Origin of the sequence: Streptomyces sp. BB1-1-1, from assembly GCF_031597775.1 — a bacterium.
Lineage (GTDB): Bacteria > Actinomycetota > Actinomycetes > Streptomycetales > Streptomycetaceae > Streptomyces > Streptomyces thinghirensis.
On the sequence record NZ_CP134203.1, the window covers coordinates 3,991,842 to 4,008,795 of the forward strand.

Annotated in this window: 17 protein-coding genes, 1 tRNA gene and 1 pseudogene; 9 read left to right on the plus strand and 10 right to left on the minus strand. The window is 70.5% G+C overall.

The features are described from left to right. Positions 1–18 precede the first annotated feature (18 nt). The 5 genes from RI578_RS18305 to RI578_RS18325 all read right to left on the minus strand — a co-directional run bounded on the left by RI578_RS18305 (position 19) and on the right by RI578_RS18325 (position 3,853). The gene (locus tag RI578_RS18305) at positions 19–849 is read right to left on the minus strand and encodes an MBL fold metallo-hydrolase (RefSeq protein WP_310872068.1); all 831 of its coding nucleotides are present in this window, start codon (positions 847–849) and stop codon (positions 19–21) included. Continuing rightward, positions 846–1,805 (minus strand): NUDIX hydrolase, encoded by a 960-nt coding sequence (locus RI578_RS18310; RefSeq protein ID WP_310872069.1) that lies wholly within the window; start codon positions 1,803–1,805, stop codon positions 846–848. The genes RI578_RS18305 and RI578_RS18310 overlap by 4 nt, the downstream gene beginning before the upstream one ends. A gap of 59 nt (positions 1,806–1,864) precedes the next feature. Continuing rightward, on the minus strand, positions 1,865–2,878 hold the full coding sequence (locus RI578_RS18315) for an alpha/beta hydrolase (RefSeq protein WP_310872070.1): 1,014 nt from the start codon (positions 2,876–2,878) through the stop codon (positions 1,865–1,867). A gap of 349 nt (positions 2,879–3,227) precedes the next feature. Further along, positions 3,228–3,695, minus strand: a complete 468-nt coding sequence (locus RI578_RS18320) for a RidA family protein (RefSeq protein WP_210964067.1) — start codon at positions 3,693–3,695, stop codon at positions 3,228–3,230. Beyond that, a complete protein-coding gene (locus RI578_RS18325) occupies positions 3,692–3,853 on the minus strand; it encodes a DUF4177 domain-containing protein (RefSeq protein WP_003975360.1) in 162 nt (53 codons plus the stop codon). Before RI578_RS18325 ends, RI578_RS18320 begins: the two co-directional genes overlap by 4 nt. A gap of 118 nt (positions 3,854–3,971) precedes the next feature. On the opposite strand from RI578_RS18325, the gene RI578_RS18330 reads away from it, so the two are divergent. Further along, on the plus strand, positions 3,972–4,949 hold the full coding sequence (locus RI578_RS18330; protein WP_310872071.1) for an ArsA-related P-loop ATPase: 978 nt from the start codon (positions 3,972–3,974) through the stop codon (positions 4,947–4,949). Continuing rightward, positions 4,946–6,346, plus strand: a complete 1,401-nt coding sequence (locus RI578_RS18335; protein ID WP_310872072.1) for an ArsA family ATPase — start codon at positions 4,946–4,948, stop codon at positions 6,344–6,346. The genes RI578_RS18330 and RI578_RS18335 overlap by 4 nt, the downstream gene beginning before the upstream one ends. 60 nt (positions 6,347–6,406) lie before the next feature. On the opposite strand, the gene wblA is transcribed toward RI578_RS18335, so the two are convergent. After that, positions 6,407–6,745, minus strand: coding sequence for a transcriptional regulator WblA (wblA, locus tag RI578_RS18340; RefSeq protein WP_310872073.1), 339 nt, complete (start codon positions 6,743–6,745; stop codon positions 6,407–6,409). Between the two features lie 535 nt (positions 6,746–7,280). Here wblA and RI578_RS18345 point away from each other — a divergent pair. Beyond that, entirely contained in the window at positions 7,281–7,511 is a 231-nt protein-coding gene (locus RI578_RS18345; RefSeq protein ID WP_310872074.1) for a hypothetical protein, read from the plus strand. 21 nt (positions 7,512–7,532) lie between these two features. Here the strand turns inward: RI578_RS18345 and RI578_RS18350 are convergent. Further along, positions 7,533–8,772: pseudogene (locus tag RI578_RS18350) on the minus strand (IS110 family transposase). 568 nt (positions 8,773–9,340) lie between these two features. Between RI578_RS18350 and RI578_RS18355 the strand changes: the two are divergent. Then, entirely contained in the window at positions 9,341–11,635 is a 2,295-nt protein-coding gene (locus RI578_RS18355) for a transglycosylase domain-containing protein (RefSeq protein ID WP_310872075.1), read from the plus strand. Positions 11,636–11,755: 120 nt separating this feature from the next. Here the strand turns inward: RI578_RS18355 and RI578_RS18360 are convergent, their stop codons facing one another. Continuing rightward, positions 11,756–12,220 carry a GatB/YqeY domain-containing protein gene (locus RI578_RS18360; protein ID WP_121748291.1) on the minus strand — a complete coding sequence of 155 codons (465 nt, stop codon included), beginning with the start codon at positions 12,218–12,220 and terminating at the stop codon, positions 11,756–11,758. A 109-nt stretch (positions 12,221–12,329) separates the two neighbouring features. Here RI578_RS18360 and RI578_RS18365 point away from each other — a divergent pair, with 109 nt between their 5' ends. From RI578_RS18365 to RI578_RS18375, 3 genes are all read left to right on the plus strand, one after another. Then, positions 12,330–13,256, plus strand: a complete 927-nt coding sequence (locus RI578_RS18365) for a metallophosphoesterase (RefSeq protein ID WP_310872076.1) — start codon at positions 12,330–12,332, stop codon at positions 13,254–13,256. 211 nt (positions 13,257–13,467) lie between these two features. Next, positions 13,468–14,217 (plus strand): Pr6Pr family membrane protein, encoded by a 750-nt coding sequence (locus tag RI578_RS18370; protein WP_310872077.1) that lies wholly within the window; start codon positions 13,468–13,470, stop codon positions 14,215–14,217. Between the two features lie 67 nt (positions 14,218–14,284). After that, positions 14,285–14,358, plus strand: a tRNA-Pro gene (locus RI578_RS18375). A 575-nt stretch (positions 14,359–14,933) separates the two neighbouring features. Here the strand turns inward: RI578_RS18375 and RI578_RS18380 are convergent. Next, positions 14,934–15,179, minus strand: a complete 246-nt coding sequence (locus tag RI578_RS18380; RefSeq protein WP_310872078.1) for a hypothetical protein — start codon at positions 15,177–15,179, stop codon at positions 14,934–14,936. A 254-nt stretch (positions 15,180–15,433) separates the two neighbouring features. Between RI578_RS18380 and RI578_RS18385 the strand changes: the two genes are divergently transcribed. Beyond that, positions 15,434–16,267 carry a PIG-L family deacetylase gene (locus RI578_RS18385; RefSeq protein ID WP_310872079.1) on the plus strand — a complete coding sequence of 278 codons (834 nt, stop codon included), beginning with the start codon at positions 15,434–15,436 and terminating at the stop codon, positions 16,265–16,267. A 203-nt stretch (positions 16,268–16,470) separates the two neighbouring features. After that, the gene (locus RI578_RS18390; RefSeq protein ID WP_310872080.1) at positions 16,471–16,683 is read left to right on the plus strand and encodes a hypothetical protein; all 213 of its coding nucleotides are present in this window, start codon (positions 16,471–16,473) and stop codon (positions 16,681–16,683) included. A 56-nt stretch (positions 16,684–16,739) separates the two neighbouring features. On the opposite strand, the gene RI578_RS18395 is transcribed toward RI578_RS18390, so the two are convergent. After that, the gene (locus tag RI578_RS18395) at positions 16,740–16,907 is read right to left on the minus strand and encodes an acyl-CoA carboxylase subunit epsilon (protein ID WP_310872081.1); all 168 of its coding nucleotides are present in this window, start codon (positions 16,905–16,907) and stop codon (positions 16,740–16,742) included. Positions 16,908–16,954: the final 47 nt, after the last annotated feature.

Sequence of the window (16,954 nt, forward strand, 5' to 3'; positions counted from 1 at the left end):
TTCCTCCCCGGGGCGTGGCTAGATGATCCCGTGCTCGCTCAGGTACTCCAGCTGCGCCCGCACCGACAGTTCCGCCGCCGGCCACAGTGAGCGGTCGACGTCCGCGTACACGTGGGCGACGACCTTGCCCGGCGTCCGGTAGCCGTCCTCCACGGCCGTCTCGACCTGGGCGAGGCGATGGGCGCGGTGGGCGAGGTAGTACTCCACGGCGCCCTGCGCGTCCTCCAGGACGGGGCCGTGCCCCGGAAGCACCGTGTGCACCCCGTCGTCGGCCGTGAGCGACCTGAGCCTGCGCAGTGAGTCCAGGTAGTCGCCGAGACGGCCGTCGGGGTGGGCCACCATCGTCGTACCGCGGCCCAGGATGGTGTCGCCCGTCAGGACCGCCCCGTCGGCCGGGAGATGGAAGCACAGGGAGTCGGCCGTGTGCCCGGGGGTCGGTACGACCCTCAGTTCCAGCCCGCCGACCTCGATCACCTGACCGGCGGCCAGCCCCTCGCCGCCCAGCCGCAGCGCCGGGTCCAGGGCCCGTACGTTCGTCCGCGTCAGCTCGGCGAAGCGCGCGGCGCCCTCCGCGTGGTCCGGGTGACCGTGCGTCAGGAGCGTCAGCGCGACGCGCTTGCCCGCCCGCTCGGCCGTGTCGACGACATGCCGCAGGTGGACGTCGTCCAGGGGGCCCGGGTCGACCACGACGGCAAGGTCGGAGTCGGGTTCGGCGAGGATCCAGGTGTTCGTGCCGTCCAGGGTCATCGCGGAGGCGTTGGGCGCCAGGACGTTCACCGCGCGCGCGGTGGCCGGGCCCGACAGGACGCCGCCGCGCGGCTGTCCGGGCAGTGCTGCTGCGTCCGTCATGCGGGGGCTCCCCCGGTCGGGTCGGAAGGTGTCGCCGGCGCCGGACCGGAAGGCGCGGCCGTGTCCGTGCTCGGGACGTGCTTGGTGAACTCGTCGTGTCCCGGCCAGGAGAGCACGATCTCGCCGCCGACGAGCCGCGCCCGGGCCAGCACGGGCGTCATGTCGCGGCCCGGAGCCGACGCCAGCGCCTCGGCCGCCGTACCGCACGCCGCGAGACCGCGCAGGGTCGCGATGGTCGGCGGCATCATCAGCAGCTCGCCCTTGTCGTATCCGGCCGCCGCCTCGGCCGGGGTGACCCACACCGTGCGGTCGGCCTCCGTGGAGGCGTTGCGGGTGCGCTGCCCCTCGGGGAGCGCGGCCACGAAGAACCAGGTGTCGTAGCGCCGGGACTCGAACTCGGGGGTGATCCAGCGGGCCCAGGCGCCCAGCAGGTCGGAGCGCAGGACGAGGCCCCGGCGGTCCAGGAACTCCGCGAAGGACAGCTCACGGTCGACCAGGGCGGCACGGTCCGTCTCCCAGTCCGCGCCGGTCGTGTCGCCGACCACCGAGTCGCCGGTCGGACCGGCGAGCAGGACGCCCGCCTCCTCGTACGTCTCCCGTACGGCCGCGCAGACGATCGCCTGGGCGCCCGCCTCGTCGACGCCGAGCCGGTCCGCCCACCACGCGCGCGTGGGGCCCGCCCAGCCGATGTCACGGTCGTCGTCGCGCGGGTCGACCCCGCCGCCCGGATAGGCGTACGCGCCCCCGGCGAACGCCATGGAGGTCCGGCGCCGCAGCATGTGCACGGCGGGCCCGGTACCGGCGTCCTTCAGGAGCATGACGGTGGCCGCGCGCTTCGGGGTGACGGGGGTGAGGGTGCCGGCCGCCAGTGCGCGGATGCGGTCCGGCCACTCCGGCGGGTACCACTGACCGTTCGCCCGACCGCTCGCCTGATCATTCGCCTGACCGTTCGCCATGGCCGGAGGCTATCCGGTGACGGGCGGATGTTCGAGTGGCTCCCGGGGCCGGACGGGCGTCAGGAGGGCAGGGCGGTCAGCCACTCCGTGAGCAGCCGGTTCGTCTCCTGGGGGCGCTCCTGCTGGAGCCAGTGGCCGCAGCCGTCGAGGAGGTGCGAGGCGGTCAGGCCGGGCAGGGTGGTGGGATACGCCTCGATCGCGTCGGACAGCCAGGTGGTGGAGGCGTCCCGGCCGCCGCCGAGGAACAGGGACGGCTGGGTGATCGGGGCGCCGCGGTGGTCGGCGAGGTCGGCCCAGTCGCAGTCCATGTTGCGGTAGCGGTTGAGGGCGCCGGTCAGCCCGGTGCGCTCGAACTCCCCGGCGTAGACGTCCAGCTCCTCCTCGGACAGCCAGGACGGCAGCCGACCGCCGGACGGGAACCGGTCGCGCAGCCTGCCGCCGGGGGCGACGAAGTGCGGGTCGGGCGCCTCCGGGGCGGGCATGGTGTCGGCGGACAGGGCGGCGTAGAAGCCGGCCAGCCAGCCGCGTACGTCGGGCTCGATCTCCGCCTCGGCCCGGCCCGGCTCCTGGAAGTAGGAGACGTAGAACTCCTGCCCGGCGAAGGGACCGGCCGGATCGCTCATGCCGGCGAAGACCTCGCTGGGCTTCGGTCCGCCCGGCGGGGTGTACGGCACGCTCAGCAGGCCGACCGCGCGGAACACGTCGGGCCGCAGCAGCGCGGAGTGCGCGGCGATGGTCGCGCCCCAGTCGTGGCCGACGATCACGGCGGACCGCTCGCCCAGCGCCTCCACCACGGCGACGTTGTCCGCCACCAGGTCGAGCATCCGGTACGCCGCCACCGCGTCGGGCCTGGAGGAGCGTCCGTAGCCGCGCACGTCGATCGCGGCGGCGCGGAAGCCCGCGGCGGCCAGCGCGGGGAGCTGGCGGCGCCAGGAGTACCAGGACTCGGGGAAGCCGTGGACGAGCAGGACCAGCGGGCCGCTGCCCTGCTCCACCAGATGGATCCGGCCGGCCGGTGAGGGCACCAGCCGGTGCACGGGCGGCTGATCGGTCGCGGGTTGGTGATGGGTCACGGGCTGGCGATCGGCTACGGGCTGGTGATCGGCTACGGGCTGTCGATCGGCTACCGGCTGGTGATCGGCTACGGGCTGCCGATCGGCTACCGGCTGGTGATCGGCTACGGGCTGCCGATCGGTCACGGGCGGCTGATGCGGCGCGGGCTGATGCGGCACGGCTCCTCCTGGGGCACACGGTCGGTCCGGCGCCCGGACGGACCGGGGCCGGCAACCACGACCGGCTCCCGCCCCGTCCGCGGCACCGGATGCGATCCTGCCGGGGCGGAGGCGGCGAGGGCGAGGTTTGTTGCCGGGCCGGCAACGCCCACCCCGCGCCGCGCCTGCGCCGCGTTCGCGCCGCGCCTGTCTACGCCTGGACGAGCTCCACCTGGACCTCGACCTCCACCGGCGCGTCCAGCGGCAGTACCGCCACGCCGACCGCGCTGCGGGCGTGGACGCCCTTGTCGCCCAGCACCTCACCGAGGAGTTCGCTGGCGCCGTTGATCACGGCCGGCTGGCCGGTGAAGTCGGACGCCGACGCGACGAAGCCGACGACCTTCACCACGCGCGCGATGCGGTCGAGGTCACCGGCGACGGACTTCACGGCGGCCAGGGCGTTCAGCGCGCAGGTGCGCGCCAGCTCCTTGGCCTCCTCCGGCGTGACCTCGGCGCCCACCTTGCCGGTGACCGGAAGCTTGCCCTCCACCATGGGCAGCTGGCCCGAGGTGTAGACGTACGGGCCGGACTGCACGGCCGGCTGGTACGCGGCCAGCGGCGGAACGACCTCGGGCAGCGTCAGGCCGAGCTCGGCCAGCTTCGCCTCGACGGCGCTCATGCCTGCTTCTCCCGCTTCAGGTAGGCCACGAGCTGCTCGGGGTTGTTCGGCCCGGGCACGACCTGGACGAGCTCCCAGCCGTCCTCGCCCCAGGTGTCCAGAATCTGCTTCGTGGCGTGGACGAGCAGCGGCACGGTTGCGTATTCCCACTTGGTCATGTGGCCGACTCTAGCCGTTGCCCCGGGCCCCCTCGGACGGCCGACCGGGGAGGCGTTCTCCACACCTTGTCCACAGCCTCCGGCGTACTCGGCGCGCGGACTGGTTACGCTCGAATACGTGAGCAGGCTCCAGGTCGTCAGCGGCAAGGGCGGAACCGGCAAGACCACGGTGGCCGCGGCCCTCGCGCTGGCCCTGGCCACCGAGGGGAAGCGCGCGCTTCTCGTCGAGGTCGAGGGTCGCCAGGGCATCGCGCAGCTCTTCGAAACCGAAGCGCTGCCTTATGAGGAGCGGAAGATCGCCGTCGCTCCCGGGGGCGGGGAGGTGTACGCCCTGGCCATCGACCCCGAACTGGCGCTCCTGGACTACCTCCAGATGTTCTACAAACTGGGCAGCGCCGGGCGGGCGCTGAAGAAGCTCGGGGCGATCGACTTCGCGACCACCGTCGCGCCGGGCGTCAGAGACGTCCTGCTGACCGGCAAGGCGTGCGAGGCGGTCCGGCGCAAGGACAAGAGCGGGCGGTTCGCGTACGACTACGTCGTCATGGACGCCCCGCCGACCGGCCGCATCACGCGGTTCCTCAACGTCAACGACGAGGTGGCCGGTCTCGCGAAGGTCGGCCCGATACACAATCAGGCGCAGGCCGTGATGCGGGTGCTGAAGTCGCGGGAGACCGCCGTGCACCTGGTGACGCTGCTGGAGGAGATGCCCGTCCAGGAGACCGCGGACGGCATCGCCGAGCTACGGTCCGCGCGGCTCCCCGTGGGGCGGGTCATGGTCAACATGGTCCGGCCCGAGGTGCTGGACACGGCCGACCTGGAACTCGTACGGAGCACCCCGCGTACGGCACTCGCCCGGTCCCTGTCGGGGGCCGGGCTCGGCGGGGCGCGGCGGGGCGGGCACGCCGAGCGGCTGGTCGATCCGCTGCTGGCGCAGGCCGAGGAGTACGCCGAGCGGTACGCGCTGGAGGCGGAGCAGCGGGGCGTCCTGGGCGAGCTGGACCTGCCGCTGCACGAACTCCCGCTGCTCGCCGAGGGCATGGACCTGGCGGGCCTGTACGAACTGGCCACCGAGCTGCGGAAGCAGGGGATCGCATGAGTCCGGACCCGGCCCGGCACCAGGAGGGCGCGCGGCGCCTCTCCCCCGCGCGTGTGCTCGACGTCGACCCGCTGCTGGAGGACCCGAAGACCCGCATCGTGGTGTGCTGCGGCGCGGGCGGGGTCGGCAAGACGACCACCGCGGCGGCCCTGGGGCTGCGTGCGGCCGAGCGGGGCCGCAAGGTGGTCGTCCTCACCATCGACCCGGCCCGGCGACTCGCCCAGTCCATGGGCATCGACTCGCTCGACAACACCCCGCGCCGGGTGAAGGGCGTCGACGACTCGGCGGGCGGTGAGCTGCACGCCATGATGCTCGACATGAAGCGCACCTTCGACGAGATCGTCGAGGCGCACGCGGATCCCGAGCGGGCGGCGGCGATCCTGGGCAACCCCTTCTACCAGTCGCTCTCGGCGGGCTTCGCGGGCACGCAGGAGTACATGGCGATGGAGAAGCTGGGTCAGCTGAGGGCGCGGGACGAGTGGGACCTCATCGTCGTCGACACGCCGCCGTCGCGCTCGGCGCTGGACTTCCTGGACGCACCCAAGCGTCTCGGGTCCTTCCTGGACGGCAAGCTGATCCGCGTCCTGCTGGCCCCGGCGAAGGTCGGCGGCCGGGCCGGCATGAAGTTCCTGAACGTCGGCATGTCGATGATGACGGGCGTCCTGGGGAAGGTGCTGGGCGGGCAGTTCCTGAAGGACGTGCAGACCTTCGTGGCCGCGATGGACTCGATGTTCGGCGGCTTCCGCACGCGCGCGGACGCGACGTACAAGCTGCTCCAGGCGCCCGGGACGGCGTTCCTGGTGGTCGCGGCCCCGGAGCGGGACGCACTGCGCGAGGCCGCGTACTTCGTGGAGCGGCTGGCGGCCGAGGACATGCCGCTCGCCGGTCTGGTGCTCAACCGGGTCCACGGCAGCGGCGCCGACCGGCTGTCGGCCGAGCGGGCGCTCGCCGCCGCGGAAAGTCTCGCCGGGGAAAATCTTGAGGATGCCCGCATTGTGGATCAGGACGGCGGGAAAGTAGGAGTTCGTAACTCTCCCGACACGCACGGCAGTTCAGACTCTTCCGAGCCCTCTTCCGAGTCTTCTCCCGAGCCCTCTCCCGAGGCTCCCGACACAACGGACGGCACGCTGGACGACACACTGAGCGGCGCGCCGGACGGCACACCGGAGCGTTCCGTCGACCAGCTCACCGCGGGCCTGCTGAGGCTGCACGCGGACCGGATGCATCTGCTCGCCCGCGAGCAGCGCACGCGTGACCGCTTCACCGCGCGTCACCCCGAGGTGGCGGTCACCGAAGTGGCCGCGCTGCCCGGCGATGTGCACGACCTCGCGGGGCTGCGGGACATCGGCGTCCGTCTCGCGACGGACCGGCCCGAGCTGCCCGAGACGGGTGTCTGATCCGACCGGGACATCCGCGCCCCGGCACATCCGTGTCCGGGGAACGATCCCCGGGCCGGCTCAGCCCACGGCCGCGTAGTTCTCGTAGATCTCCTCGTCGTCGAGGGACACGATGCCGACCCCTCGTTCGTACTCCGTCCGCGCCGTCTCCAGCAGTCGGCGCCAGGAGGTCACGGTGGGCCGCCGGCGCAGCAGTGCGCGGCGTTCCCGCTCCGTCATGCCTCCCCACACGCCGAACTCGACGCGGTTGTCCAGCGCGTCGGCCAGGCACTCGGTGCGTACCGGACATCCGGTGCACACCGCCTTGGCCCTGTTCTGCGCTGCTCCCTGAACGAACAGTTCGTCCGGATCGGTAGTGCGGCAGGCGGCCTGCGCACTCCAGTCGGTTACCCAGCCCATACCGGCGCCGTCCTCTCCCGAATCGAGGCTCCCCCACGGCGGCAGCGGCATATTCACCGCCGCCAGTTGAGGACGTTACGGAAGGTGGGCACAGCGCAACACCCCCTTCGGGCCCAATCTTGAATGGCCCGAACGGACTATGGGTAAGCGGCAGATCACCCGGGGGAGTGAGCTGGCGACATTCGCGATGATCCCGGCATTCAGGTCATCTCTGTTGCGCCACAACGGACACCAATTGACACACGAGGCGGATTCGGACACGCATCCCACACACCGTGGCACGCGCCCGTACACACCAACGCGCCCCCCAGCGGGGCCCTTCAGAAAAAAGTCGAGCAGATCCGGAACGATTCGGGGTCGCCGGACGTATTGATACGTGGCCTCACTGCTGTGACAGTTGAGTGCAGCTTAGGCCAAGGCATATACGCGTGTCCGGCGAATGAGAACGTAGACACCTCACGTTGCTATGCCGTCAAGTCGCACCCCCCTGGCCCGTGTAGCGTGACCTCCCTATTCGAACGGGTGGGTTGGAACGATGGTCGACGTTGTGCGCGTGATGGAGGCGCTGGCCGAGCAGGGTGTCACGGTGCTCTTGAAGGCGGATGCGGAGCGCATGCGTGATGGCGTCCGGCCGTGGACCTTCGTCGCGAACGGCGGCCCCTTTTATGAGGACCTGCTCGTGCGCACTGATGCGGCCTCGGTGGAGGCCTGCCTGAAGATCTGTCTGCCTCAGCTGCGTGACCGCGGGCTGGTCATCCCTAAGTGAGCTGCGACCCAGTCGGTTGATCTATGCAGCAGCGGCTTCTGTCGCTTCAGGTGACGCCGGAAAGGCCAGGCTCTCATCGAAGCATCGCCGGTGCTGCAGGCAGTGGTAGAGCTGTCCGATCATGCGGTTGAAGAGGTTGCGCTGGGCGGCCGCGTGCCAGTCGCCTTGTTCGCGGCGGCGCCTGTAGTGGGCGTTGGCTCCGGTGGATGCCCGGAGTGAGGCGAAGGCCCAGAGGTAGCCGGCGTGGTTGAGCCGGTCGTTCTTCACCCAGCGTCTGGTGATGGCGGACTTCTTGCCGGAGGCGCGGGTGATGGGTGAGGAGCCGGCGTATGCCTTGAGTCCGCGGGCGTCGGCGAACCGGGCGCGGTCGTCGCCGATCTCGGCCAGCACTCGGGCGGCGAGCTGGATGCCGAGTCCGGGGAAGCTCAGCAGGATCTCAGCATCCGGGTGTTGCGGGAAGGCCTCTTCAACCGCTTCGGCGAGCTGGTCGGCGGCGGTGCAGGCGGCGTCCAGCTGGATGAGGAGGGCGAGCATCTGCTTGCCGAGCGCGTCCTCGACCAGCGGCGGCTGGTGGGCCCACTCCGCGCGGAAGACCTCGCGGAGGCGCTCGGCCTCGGCCTCGATGCCGCGCTGGCGACCCGCGCGCTTGAGCGCGGCCTGGATCTGGGTGCGGTTCAGCCGCGCGGCCCGGGCCGGGGTCGGGGCGGTCTTGAGGAGCTCGCGGGCCTCCAGGTCGACACAGGCCGTTGGTCCAGTTGGCGAAGGCGGCCAGAGCAGCGGGGTAGTACTCGCGCAGCAGGGAGCGGAGCTGGTTGGCGAGCTGCTGGCGGTTCCACAGCGAGTCCTGCTGGGCGCGGGCGAGGACGGTGATCGCGCGGCCGAGGTCCGAGTCGTCGGGCAGGGGCCGGTGGGCGTGCATGTCGGTGCGGAGGATGTTGGCCAGGACCAGGGCGTCGCCGGGGTCGGACTTCTTGCGGGAAACGCTGTGCCGGTCGCGGTAGCGGGCGGCGGCCATCGGATTGATCGCGAACACCTTGCGCGTGCCGGTCCGCAGGATCGCGACGAGCAGGCCGCGGGAGGTCTCGATCGCGACCGGGATCGGACACTCCTCGATGTCGCCATACTCGACGAGCAGTTCCAGCAGGACCCTGTAGCCGGCTGCGTCGTCGGTGATGTGCCGCTTCGCCAGCAGCTGGCCGGTGTCGTCGACCAAGGCGACATCGTGGGTTCGTTCCGCCCAGTCGATTCCGCAGTAGATCAAGATTCCCTCCCCAGAGTTCGGTGTTTGCGCTGGTCACGAGCGCATGCGGGCCACGCAGCGACCTAATCCCAGGCCTCGACCGCATCGCGGTCGGGCCGCCACCTCACTAGCCGTTCGTGGCACCAGCGCACCCCACGGGCCTCGGTCTATGCGGGAGCTCAGACGGCTCGGGCATATCAAGAGGTCACCGTGCGATGGGCTCGCACCACCAAAGCCAACGAGTGATCAAGGCGATTGGGATTGACGACGCCGGACGGCACCAGGTCTCAGCCGAGGCCTCATGGACCAGGCTGGCTTTAGGAATCCGTCCGGCGCCGACGAAGGTGGTGGCGGTCGCGCGGGCGCCGGACGACGCACGGTCTACAGCTAGGCGTCAAGGCTCGGCGGTCGTGAGGCATCCGTCCGGCGCCTGCGTGACTGCCACCACCACTCGCACCAGACCGCGCACCCGGTCTACGTTGAGGCCTTGTCGGCCCGGCTGCCTCTGGATGTCACAGTCTGGTACTCGAACGCTCCGAGGAACACCCGCTCCGACGGATCGCTCATAACTACGGATTAGGCTGCCTCCATGCCAAAGAAGCGCTCGGGCGGTGGTCTGTCGCCAACGCAGCAGGCCGCCAAGTTCCTCGGTGTCAGTGTGCTCGCGGGAGCAGTGCTGGCCGGCATCGCGTTGCCCGCCGTGGGCGCGCTGGGGCTGGCCGCCAAGGGGTCGGTGGAGAGTTTCGACGCTCTCCCGGCCAACCTGAAGACTCCCCCGCTGAGCCAGCGCACCGCCATCCTCGACGCCGAGGGCGGGACCATCGCCACGGTCTACTCACGCGACCGCACGGTGGTGGCCCTCAAGGACATCTCGCCGTACATGCAGAAGGCGATCGTCGCGATCGAGGACTCGCGCTTCTACGAGCACGGCGCGGTCGATCTGAAGGGCGTCCTGCGCGCGCTCAACAAGAACGCGCGCAGCGGCGAGGTCTCCGAGGGCGCGTCCACGCTCACGCAGCAGTACGTCAAGAACGTCTTCGTGGAGGAGGCCGGTGACGACCCGACGAAGGTCGCCCAGGCCACCCAGCAGACCATCGGCCGCAAGATCCGCGAGCTGAAGCTCGCGATCCAGGTCGAGGAGGAGCTGGGCAAGAAGAAGATCCTCGAGAACTACCTGAACATCACGTTCTTCGGCCAGCAGGCCTACGGCGTCGAGGCGGCCGCCCAGCGCTACTTCTCCAAGTCCGCCAAGGACCTCAACATCCAGGAGTCCGCCCTCCTGGCCGGCATCGTCCAGTCGCCCAGCCGGTACGACCCGGTCAACGACGAGGCGGAGGCCACCAAGCGGCGCAACGTGGTCCTGACGCGCATGGCGCAGGTCGGCGACATCTCCCAGGCGGAGGCCGACAAGGCGAAGGAGGCCCCGCTCGGGCTGAAGGTCAGCCGGCCCAAGAACGGCTGCATCACCGCGGTCAAGGGCGCGGGCTTCTTCTGCGACTACGTCCGCGCGGTGTTCCTGAGCGACCCGGTCTTCGGCAAGACCAAGGAGGACCGGGCCAAGATCTGGAACCAGGGCGGCCTGACGATCCGCACGACGCTCGACCCGCAGGCCCAGAAGTCGGTACAGCAGTCGATCAAGGACCACGTCTACACGAGCGACGAGGTGGCGACCGCGGCCACCATCGTGGAGCCCGGCACCGGCAAGATCGTGGGTATGGGCCAGTCGCGTCCGTACGGCATCGACGTCAAGCAGGGCGAGACGACGCTCAACCTCTCGGTCAACAACGCCATGGGCGGCGGGGCGGGCTACCAGCCCGGTTCGACGTTCAAGCCGATCGTGGCCGCCGCCGCCATCGAGGGTGGCATGCCGGCGACGAAGTCGTACTCCTCGCCGTACGAGATGGAGTACCCGAGCCCGGTCGCGGCCTGCGACGGCAAGCGGTGGATCAACGACCGGGACAATCCCGCGGAGCTCGCCAACGAGAACGAGACCGAGGTCGGCCCGTACGACATGAAGGAGGCGACCGCCAAGTCGGTCAACACCTACTACGTGCAGCTGATCAGCGACATCGGCATCTGCCCGGTGACGCAGATGGCGGACAAGATGGGCGTCCAGCGCGCCAACGGCAACAAGCTGGAGCAGACGCCGTCCATCGCCCTCGGCGTCACCGAGGTGTCCCCGCTGACCATGGCGAACGCGTACGCGACCTTCGCCTCGCGCGGCATGTACTGCACGCCGATCGCCATCGAGTCGATCAGCCAGCGGGTCGGCAACAAGAGCAAGTCGCTCGAGGTTCCGAAGTCCACCTGCTCGCGGGCCATGTCCGAGACCACGGCCGACACCGTCAACACGCTCCTCAAGGGCGTCGTCGAGGACGGTACGGGCCGGGAGGCCGGCCTCGACAGCCGCCCGAGCGCCGGTAAGACCGGTACGACGGACGAGCGGTACGCGGCCTGGTTCGTGGGCTACACGCCGGACCTCGCCGGCGCCGTGTGGGTCGGCGACCCCAAGCACGAGCGGAAGATGGTCGACATCACCATCGGCGGTGTCCCGCACGGCAAGGTCTTCGGCGGCGCGGTCCCCGGCCCGATCTGGGGCGACATGATGTCGGGCGCGCTGGAGGGCGAGCCGGTCTCCGAGTTCAACCTCGTCGACATCCCGGACGGCAAGGAGAAGGACAAGGGCCGGGGCGACGACGGCGACCGGGACGACGGCGGCAACGGTGACGAGGACAACGGCGACGGCGGCAACGGCGACGGCGGTGTCATCGGCGGCCTGATCGACGGCGGCACGGACAACGGCGGCACCGACGGCGGCTTCCCGGGGAACCTCTTCCAGGGACAGGGCAACGGCGGCAACGGCGTCGGCGGCCGACGCGACTGAGGTCCCGTAGCGGCGACGAAGACCGGCGGCCCCCTCCTCACCGGAGGGGGCCGCCGGTCTTCGTCGTCGGTCTTCGTCGTCGGTCTTCGTCTCGATACGGTCGCCCGCGGTGGGGCAGGCTCAGCCCGCCAGCAGCTTCTTGACCGCGGCGGCGACCCGGCCGCCCTCGGCCTGCCCGGCCACCTTCGGGTTCACGATCTTCATGACGGCGCCCATGGCCCGCGGCCCCTCGGCACCGGCCGCCTTCGCCTCCTCGACGGCCTGCGCGACGATCGCGTTCAGCTCGTCGTCGGACATCTGCTTCGGCAGGTAGGCGGCGAGTACCTCGCCCTCCGCCTTCTCCCGCTCGGCGCTCTCGGGGCGGCCGCCCTGGGCGAAGGCGTCCGCGGCCTCGCGGCGCTTCTTCGCCTCACGGGTGATCACCTTCTGCACCTCGTCGTCGGAGAGCTCCCGCTTCTCCTTCCCCGCGACCTCCTCCTTGGTGATCGCGGCGAGCGTCAGCCGGAGCGTGGAGGAGCGGAGCTCGTCGCGCTCCTTGATCGCGGCGTTGAGGTCGTCCTGCAGCTTCGACTTGAGCGTGGTCATGGCAGTGATTGTCGCAGGTGCGGGAGGAAGGGCGCCTGCCGATTTAAGTGGCCTGCCGGCTTGTCCACAGGCGGTCGGCCCCCGCCACCGCTTCTGACACGATGGACGTATGCGCGCGCGATACGGAGTACCCCTGGGAATCACGGCGGTTGGCGCCGCCGGACTGGTCTATGCGGCGGGCTTCGAGGCCCGCTCGTTCCGCCTGCGACGGGTGACGGTCCCCGTCCTGCCCGCCGGGATGCGCCCCCTGCGCGTGCTGCAGGTCTCCGACATCCACATGGTCGGCGGCCAGCGCAAGAAGCAGCGCTGGCTGCGCTCGCTGGCCGGCCTGCGCCCCGACTTCGTGATCAATACCGGCGACAACCTGTCCGACCCGGAGGGCGTCCCGGAGGTCCTGGACGCCCTGGGCCCCCTGATGGAGTTCCCGGGCGCCTACGTCTTCGGCTCCAACGACTACTACGGCCCCAAACTGCGCAATCCCGCCCGGTACCTGATCGAGAAGGCCCAGGGCCGCCACGGCCTGAACGGCAACGCGCCCGCCGAGGGCGTCGTCCACAACCCGTGGGAGGACCTCCGCGACGGCTTCGACGCCGCCGGCTGGCAGAACCTCACGAACACGCGCGGCACGCTCAAGGTCGAGGGCGTGTCCGTCGAGCTGACGGGACTGGACGACCCGCACATCAAGCGGGACCGGTACGCGCAGGTGGCCGGCGGCCCCTCCGGCACGGCCGACTTCTCGATGGGCGTGGTCCACGCGCCGTACCTGCGCGTCCTCGACTCCTACACGGCGGACGGCTACCCCCTCCTCCTCGCCGGCCACACGCACGGCGGCCAGCTGTGCATCCCCTTCTACGGCGCCCTGGTCACCAACTGCGACCTGGACACGGAGCGCGTCAAGGGCCTGTCGACACACACGGCCGAGGGCCGTACGGCCTACCTCCACGTGTCGGCGGGCTGCGGCACCAACCGCTACACCCCGGTACGTTTCGCCTGCCCACCGGAGGCGACGCTGCTGACGTTGGTGGGGCGGGAGTAGCGGGGCTGCGGGGCTCACATTCGGGTGGGCCGGGGGATACGGGGTCCGGAGGCCCCGCAGGCCCGGGAGGTCCGGAGGCCCCGGAGGCCCCGGAGGCCCGGAGGTTCCCGGACCCCGCAGGCCCGGAGGTCTGGAGGTCCGCAGGCCCCGCAGGTAGCCCACATGGCCCACCCGTATAGCCCGGTATGTCCGGCCTGCCTAGCGTGAGGCCATGACAGCCCCGATACCCAGGGACATCCCGGACCTCCCCGCGGTCCCGGGCCCGCCCAGACTGCTGCCCTCCCCCGTCCCGGCCACGGCCGTCGTGACCCCCGTGCGCCGCCCGCTGGTCGCCGTCTTCCGCCTCGTCACCGCGCTGCTGGCGGTGACGGGCGTGACCATCGAGCTGCTCACGGCTGGGCCGGTCACCAGGCCCCTGAGCCACTTCACCACGCAGAGCAGCATCCTGCTGGCCCTGGTCCTGATCGCCTCCGCCCGCCGCGCCTGGTCCGCCCGCCGCCCCCTCTCAGGGGCCCTCACGGGCGCGGCCCTGCTCTACGTCGTCGCCGCCGGGCTCGTCCACCACCTGCTCCTGGCCAACGCGGCGAGTCCGTTCGCCGTGACGGACGGCACCGGCTCCGGCTGGCACGCGGTCGCGACCCACCTCCTGAACACGGCCGTCCCCGTCGCCGCGGTCCTGGACTGGCTCCTGCTCACCGCCCCCGGCCGCCTGCACCTGCGCCAGGCCGCCGCGTGGATCCTTTACCCCCTGGCCTACCTGGCCTTCTCCCTGGCCCGCGGCGAGCTGCTCATCCCCGACACCCAGGACCGCTACCTCTACCCCTTCCTCGACGTCGACCAGCACGGATACAAGGGCGTCCTGGGCAACGCCCTCCTCCTCGGCCTCGCCCTCTACGCCCTGGGCGTCCTCCTCGTAGCCCTGGACCACATCCGCCCGAACCCGCTCCGCCGCCGCTGGTAAACCGGATTTCGCCTCCGGCCGCCGGTGGGCTAAAGTAAACGACGTCGCCGCGACGAGCAGCGACAATCGGGGTGTGGCGCAGCTTGGTAGCGCGCTTCGTTCGGGACGAAGAGGTCGTGGGTTCAAATCCCGCCACCCCGACAGAGCAACACCAGGTCAGGTCCGGTACTGAGAGATCAGCACCGGGCCTGATTTGTTCTGCGGTCCCGCCCAGGGAGTCATTTGGGAGCCAACTGAGTGTGGACTTCGGGATCCGGCTCCCGGGTGGGTCCCAGCGAGGCGTTCCGCCTTCGAGTGCGCTGCATGCGCCCTAAAAGGGTCACCCCACGGCTTGCGCCGAGGAGAGCATCTGCTACCGCTCTGGGAGATCGGCGACAAGCCGCTCAACAGCGGATGCTCTGGGGCAGGGGCTGTCAGTCGCTGCGGACGACAGTGAGCCGCCCGCAGCGTTCTCGGGCACAGTGTGGCGAGGCACCGGGGCCGGGGACGCGAGTGAAGACGCGAACGCGGCGACCAGGGTCATGGGGGACGCTGGCGCTGGAGCTGGCACACCACAGGTACGGGGCCGCCGGGACGGGGTCCGCCCACGCCTGCCAGCCCACCAGGTCAGGACGCGGGTCGGCGTCCTCGATGAGCGGCGGCAGCATTTCCAGAGAGACGCAGGCGGAGAACCCGGGGTCTGCGGCAGTGGTGCGGGGATGACCCACGTCGCGGATTCAACCCCGGGCACTCAGCGCGTCAAGGACCGTCTCGGGCCCCTCGAAGCCGACATCGGGTGCCTCACGGGCGTCGATCGCCACGAGGAGATCGGCAAGCGCCTCGTAGGAGACGCCCGTGGTGAAGTACGCGTTCCACTCGGGTATCGCGGAGACGGCACGGCCGCAGGCGCTGAGCTGCCAGGCAACGGACGGACCGCCCAGCTCGAACGGATAGACCGCGAGGATCCACTCGGCCCCACGCACCCGTCCGGCAGCCGTAGAGAAGGAAGCGCCTGGTGCCGGATGGAAGTCGGATCCGGCCCGGCGCTGATACGTGCAGCCGCGCCGGGAACAGTGGGTCCAGCCGGCACTGTTGCATCGACCGAGGGGCCAGCGCTGCATGGGCGGGGAACTCGGAGACCGCAAGGTCATCTGCCCCGACAGGATCCGGGCCGCGGGATCGCGGTACGCCCACCGCTCACTCGGACCAAGCCGTAATTCTGCAGGAGGATCACTTGATGACTGACCGGCCTTTGACGCTCATGGCAGTACACGCCCACCCCGACGACGAGGCCACCGGAACCGGAGGTGTCCTCGCGCGGTACGCGGCGGAAGGCATCCGCACGGTTCTCGTGACGTGTACCGACGGCGGTTGCGGTGACGGACCGGGGGGTGTCAAGCCGGGCGAGCCGGGGCACGACCCGGCGGCGGTCGCCTTGATGCGTCGTCAAGAACTCGAAGCGAGCTGTGACGTCCTGAAGATCAGCGATCTGGAGATGCTGGACTATGCAGACTCCGGGATGGTGGGCTGGCCGAGCAACGACGCCCCTGGATCCTTCTGGCAGACCCCCGTGGAGGAAGGCGCGGCCCGACTCGCGGAACTCATGCAGCACTACCGACCTGATGTGGTCGTCACCTACGACGAGAACGGCTTCTACGGACACCCCGACCACATCCAGGCCCACCGCATCACGATGGCGGCGCTGGAGATGACCGCGCTGACACCGAAGGTGTACTGGACCACGATGCCCCGCTCGATGATGCAGCGGTTCGGCGAGATCATGCGCGAGTTCCATCCGGACATGCCGGAGCCGGATCCCGCCGAGGCCGCCGCGATGGCCGAGATCGGCCTCCCCGACGATGAAATCACCACGTGGGTGGACACCACCGCGTTCAGCAGTCAGAAGTTCGACGCGTTGGCCGCGCATGCCAGTCAGGGCGAGAACATCTTCTTCCTCAGGATGGGCAAGGAGAGGTTCGGCGAGTTGATGGGCATGGAGACCTTCGTACGTGTCCAGGACACCACCGGCGCGGCCCTGCCCGAGAACGATCTCTTCGCCGGACTGCGCTGATCCACTCATCCGGGGCGGAGTCCTGGAGAGCTCAGCCGGCACCGGCAAGTGCGGAATCAGCCCGTCGGATTCGGCCTGAACCGCAGGGCGTTGAGCCGTAAACTTCGGCAGTCAACGCCGACGAGGTCCGGCCGTTGCGCGCGCCTGCAGAGGAGGAGATCGCATGCAGGACCCTTCGGACTCGATGGAGATCGCCGAGCCTGATGAGAACGGCCGGGGCAATACCCGCCGGCTCACCGGCTGCGGACGATCCGACGTCCGACGCGGACGTCGACTCGACGACGGCGTCGACGGTCCTGGTGGAGGTGCTCCCAGGGGTGGCTGTCGTCGCTGTTGAGGTCCCGCCGGAGCTGAAGCCCGATCTGATCGACTTCGGGATCGCGCCGGCTGCCGCCCTGATCAGCGACGGGCGGTAGCAGGTCAGGGGCCTGATCCGCAATCCACCAGAGCGGGTCGGGCCCCTGCGTGGTTGTCAGCGGCGCCAGGCGCCGGGGAGTCGGTAGGACGGGTGGGGCCAGGTCGGGCGGGGCGGGGCCGGTGTGAGGGGCGGGGGGTGGGGGAGTCTGGCGCGGGTGAGGAGGACCGCGGTGAGGGCGGCCAGTTCGGTGGCGTCGGGGGTGCCGCGTTCTACGGTGAACACAGGGCTCGGATTCGGGGTCGGGGTCGGGTTCGAGGTCGGGGGCAAGG

Excerpts from the sequence above, each read along its gene's own strand:
- RI578_RS18305 (WP_310872068.1), bottom strand. The coding sequence starts at position 849 with ATGACGGACGCAGCAGCACTGCCCGGACAGCCGCGCGGCGGCGTCCTG.
- RI578_RS18310 (WP_310872069.1), bottom strand. The coding sequence starts at position 1,805 with ATGGCGAACGGTCAGGCGAATGATCAGGCGAGCGGTCGGGCGAACGGT.
- RI578_RS18320 (WP_210964067.1), bottom strand. The coding sequence starts at position 3,695 with ATGAGCGCCGTCGAGGCGAAGCTGGCCGAGCTCGGCCTGACGCTGCCC.
- RI578_RS18325 (WP_003975360.1), bottom strand. The coding sequence starts at position 3,853 with ATGACCAAGTGGGAATACGCAACCGTGCCGCTGCTCGTCCACGCCACG.
- RI578_RS18335 (WP_310872072.1), top strand. The coding sequence starts at position 4,946 with ATGAGTCCGGACCCGGCCCGGCACCAGGAGGGCGCGCGGCGCCTCTCC.
- wblA (WP_310872073.1), bottom strand. The coding sequence starts at position 6,745 with ATGGGCTGGGTAACCGACTGGAGTGCGCAGGCCGCCTGCCGCACTACC.
- RI578_RS18345 (WP_310872074.1), top strand. The coding sequence starts at position 7,281 with ATGGTCGACGTTGTGCGCGTGATGGAGGCGCTGGCCGAGCAGGGTGTC.
- RI578_RS18355 (WP_310872075.1), top strand. The coding sequence starts at position 9,341 with ATGCCAAAGAAGCGCTCGGGCGGTGGTCTGTCGCCAACGCAGCAGGCC.
- RI578_RS18360 (WP_121748291.1), bottom strand. The coding sequence starts at position 12,220 with ATGACCACGCTCAAGTCGAAGCTGCAGGACGACCTCAACGCCGCGATC.
- RI578_RS18365 (WP_310872076.1), top strand. The coding sequence starts at position 12,330 with ATGCGCGCGCGATACGGAGTACCCCTGGGAATCACGGCGGTTGGCGCC.
- RI578_RS18370 (WP_310872077.1), top strand. The coding sequence starts at position 13,468 with ATGACAGCCCCGATACCCAGGGACATCCCGGACCTCCCCGCGGTCCCG.
- RI578_RS18385 (WP_310872079.1), top strand. The coding sequence starts at position 15,434 with ATGACTGACCGGCCTTTGACGCTCATGGCAGTACACGCCCACCCCGAC.
- RI578_RS18390 (WP_310872080.1), top strand. The coding sequence starts at position 16,471 with ATGAGAACGGCCGGGGCAATACCCGCCGGCTCACCGGCTGCGGACGAT.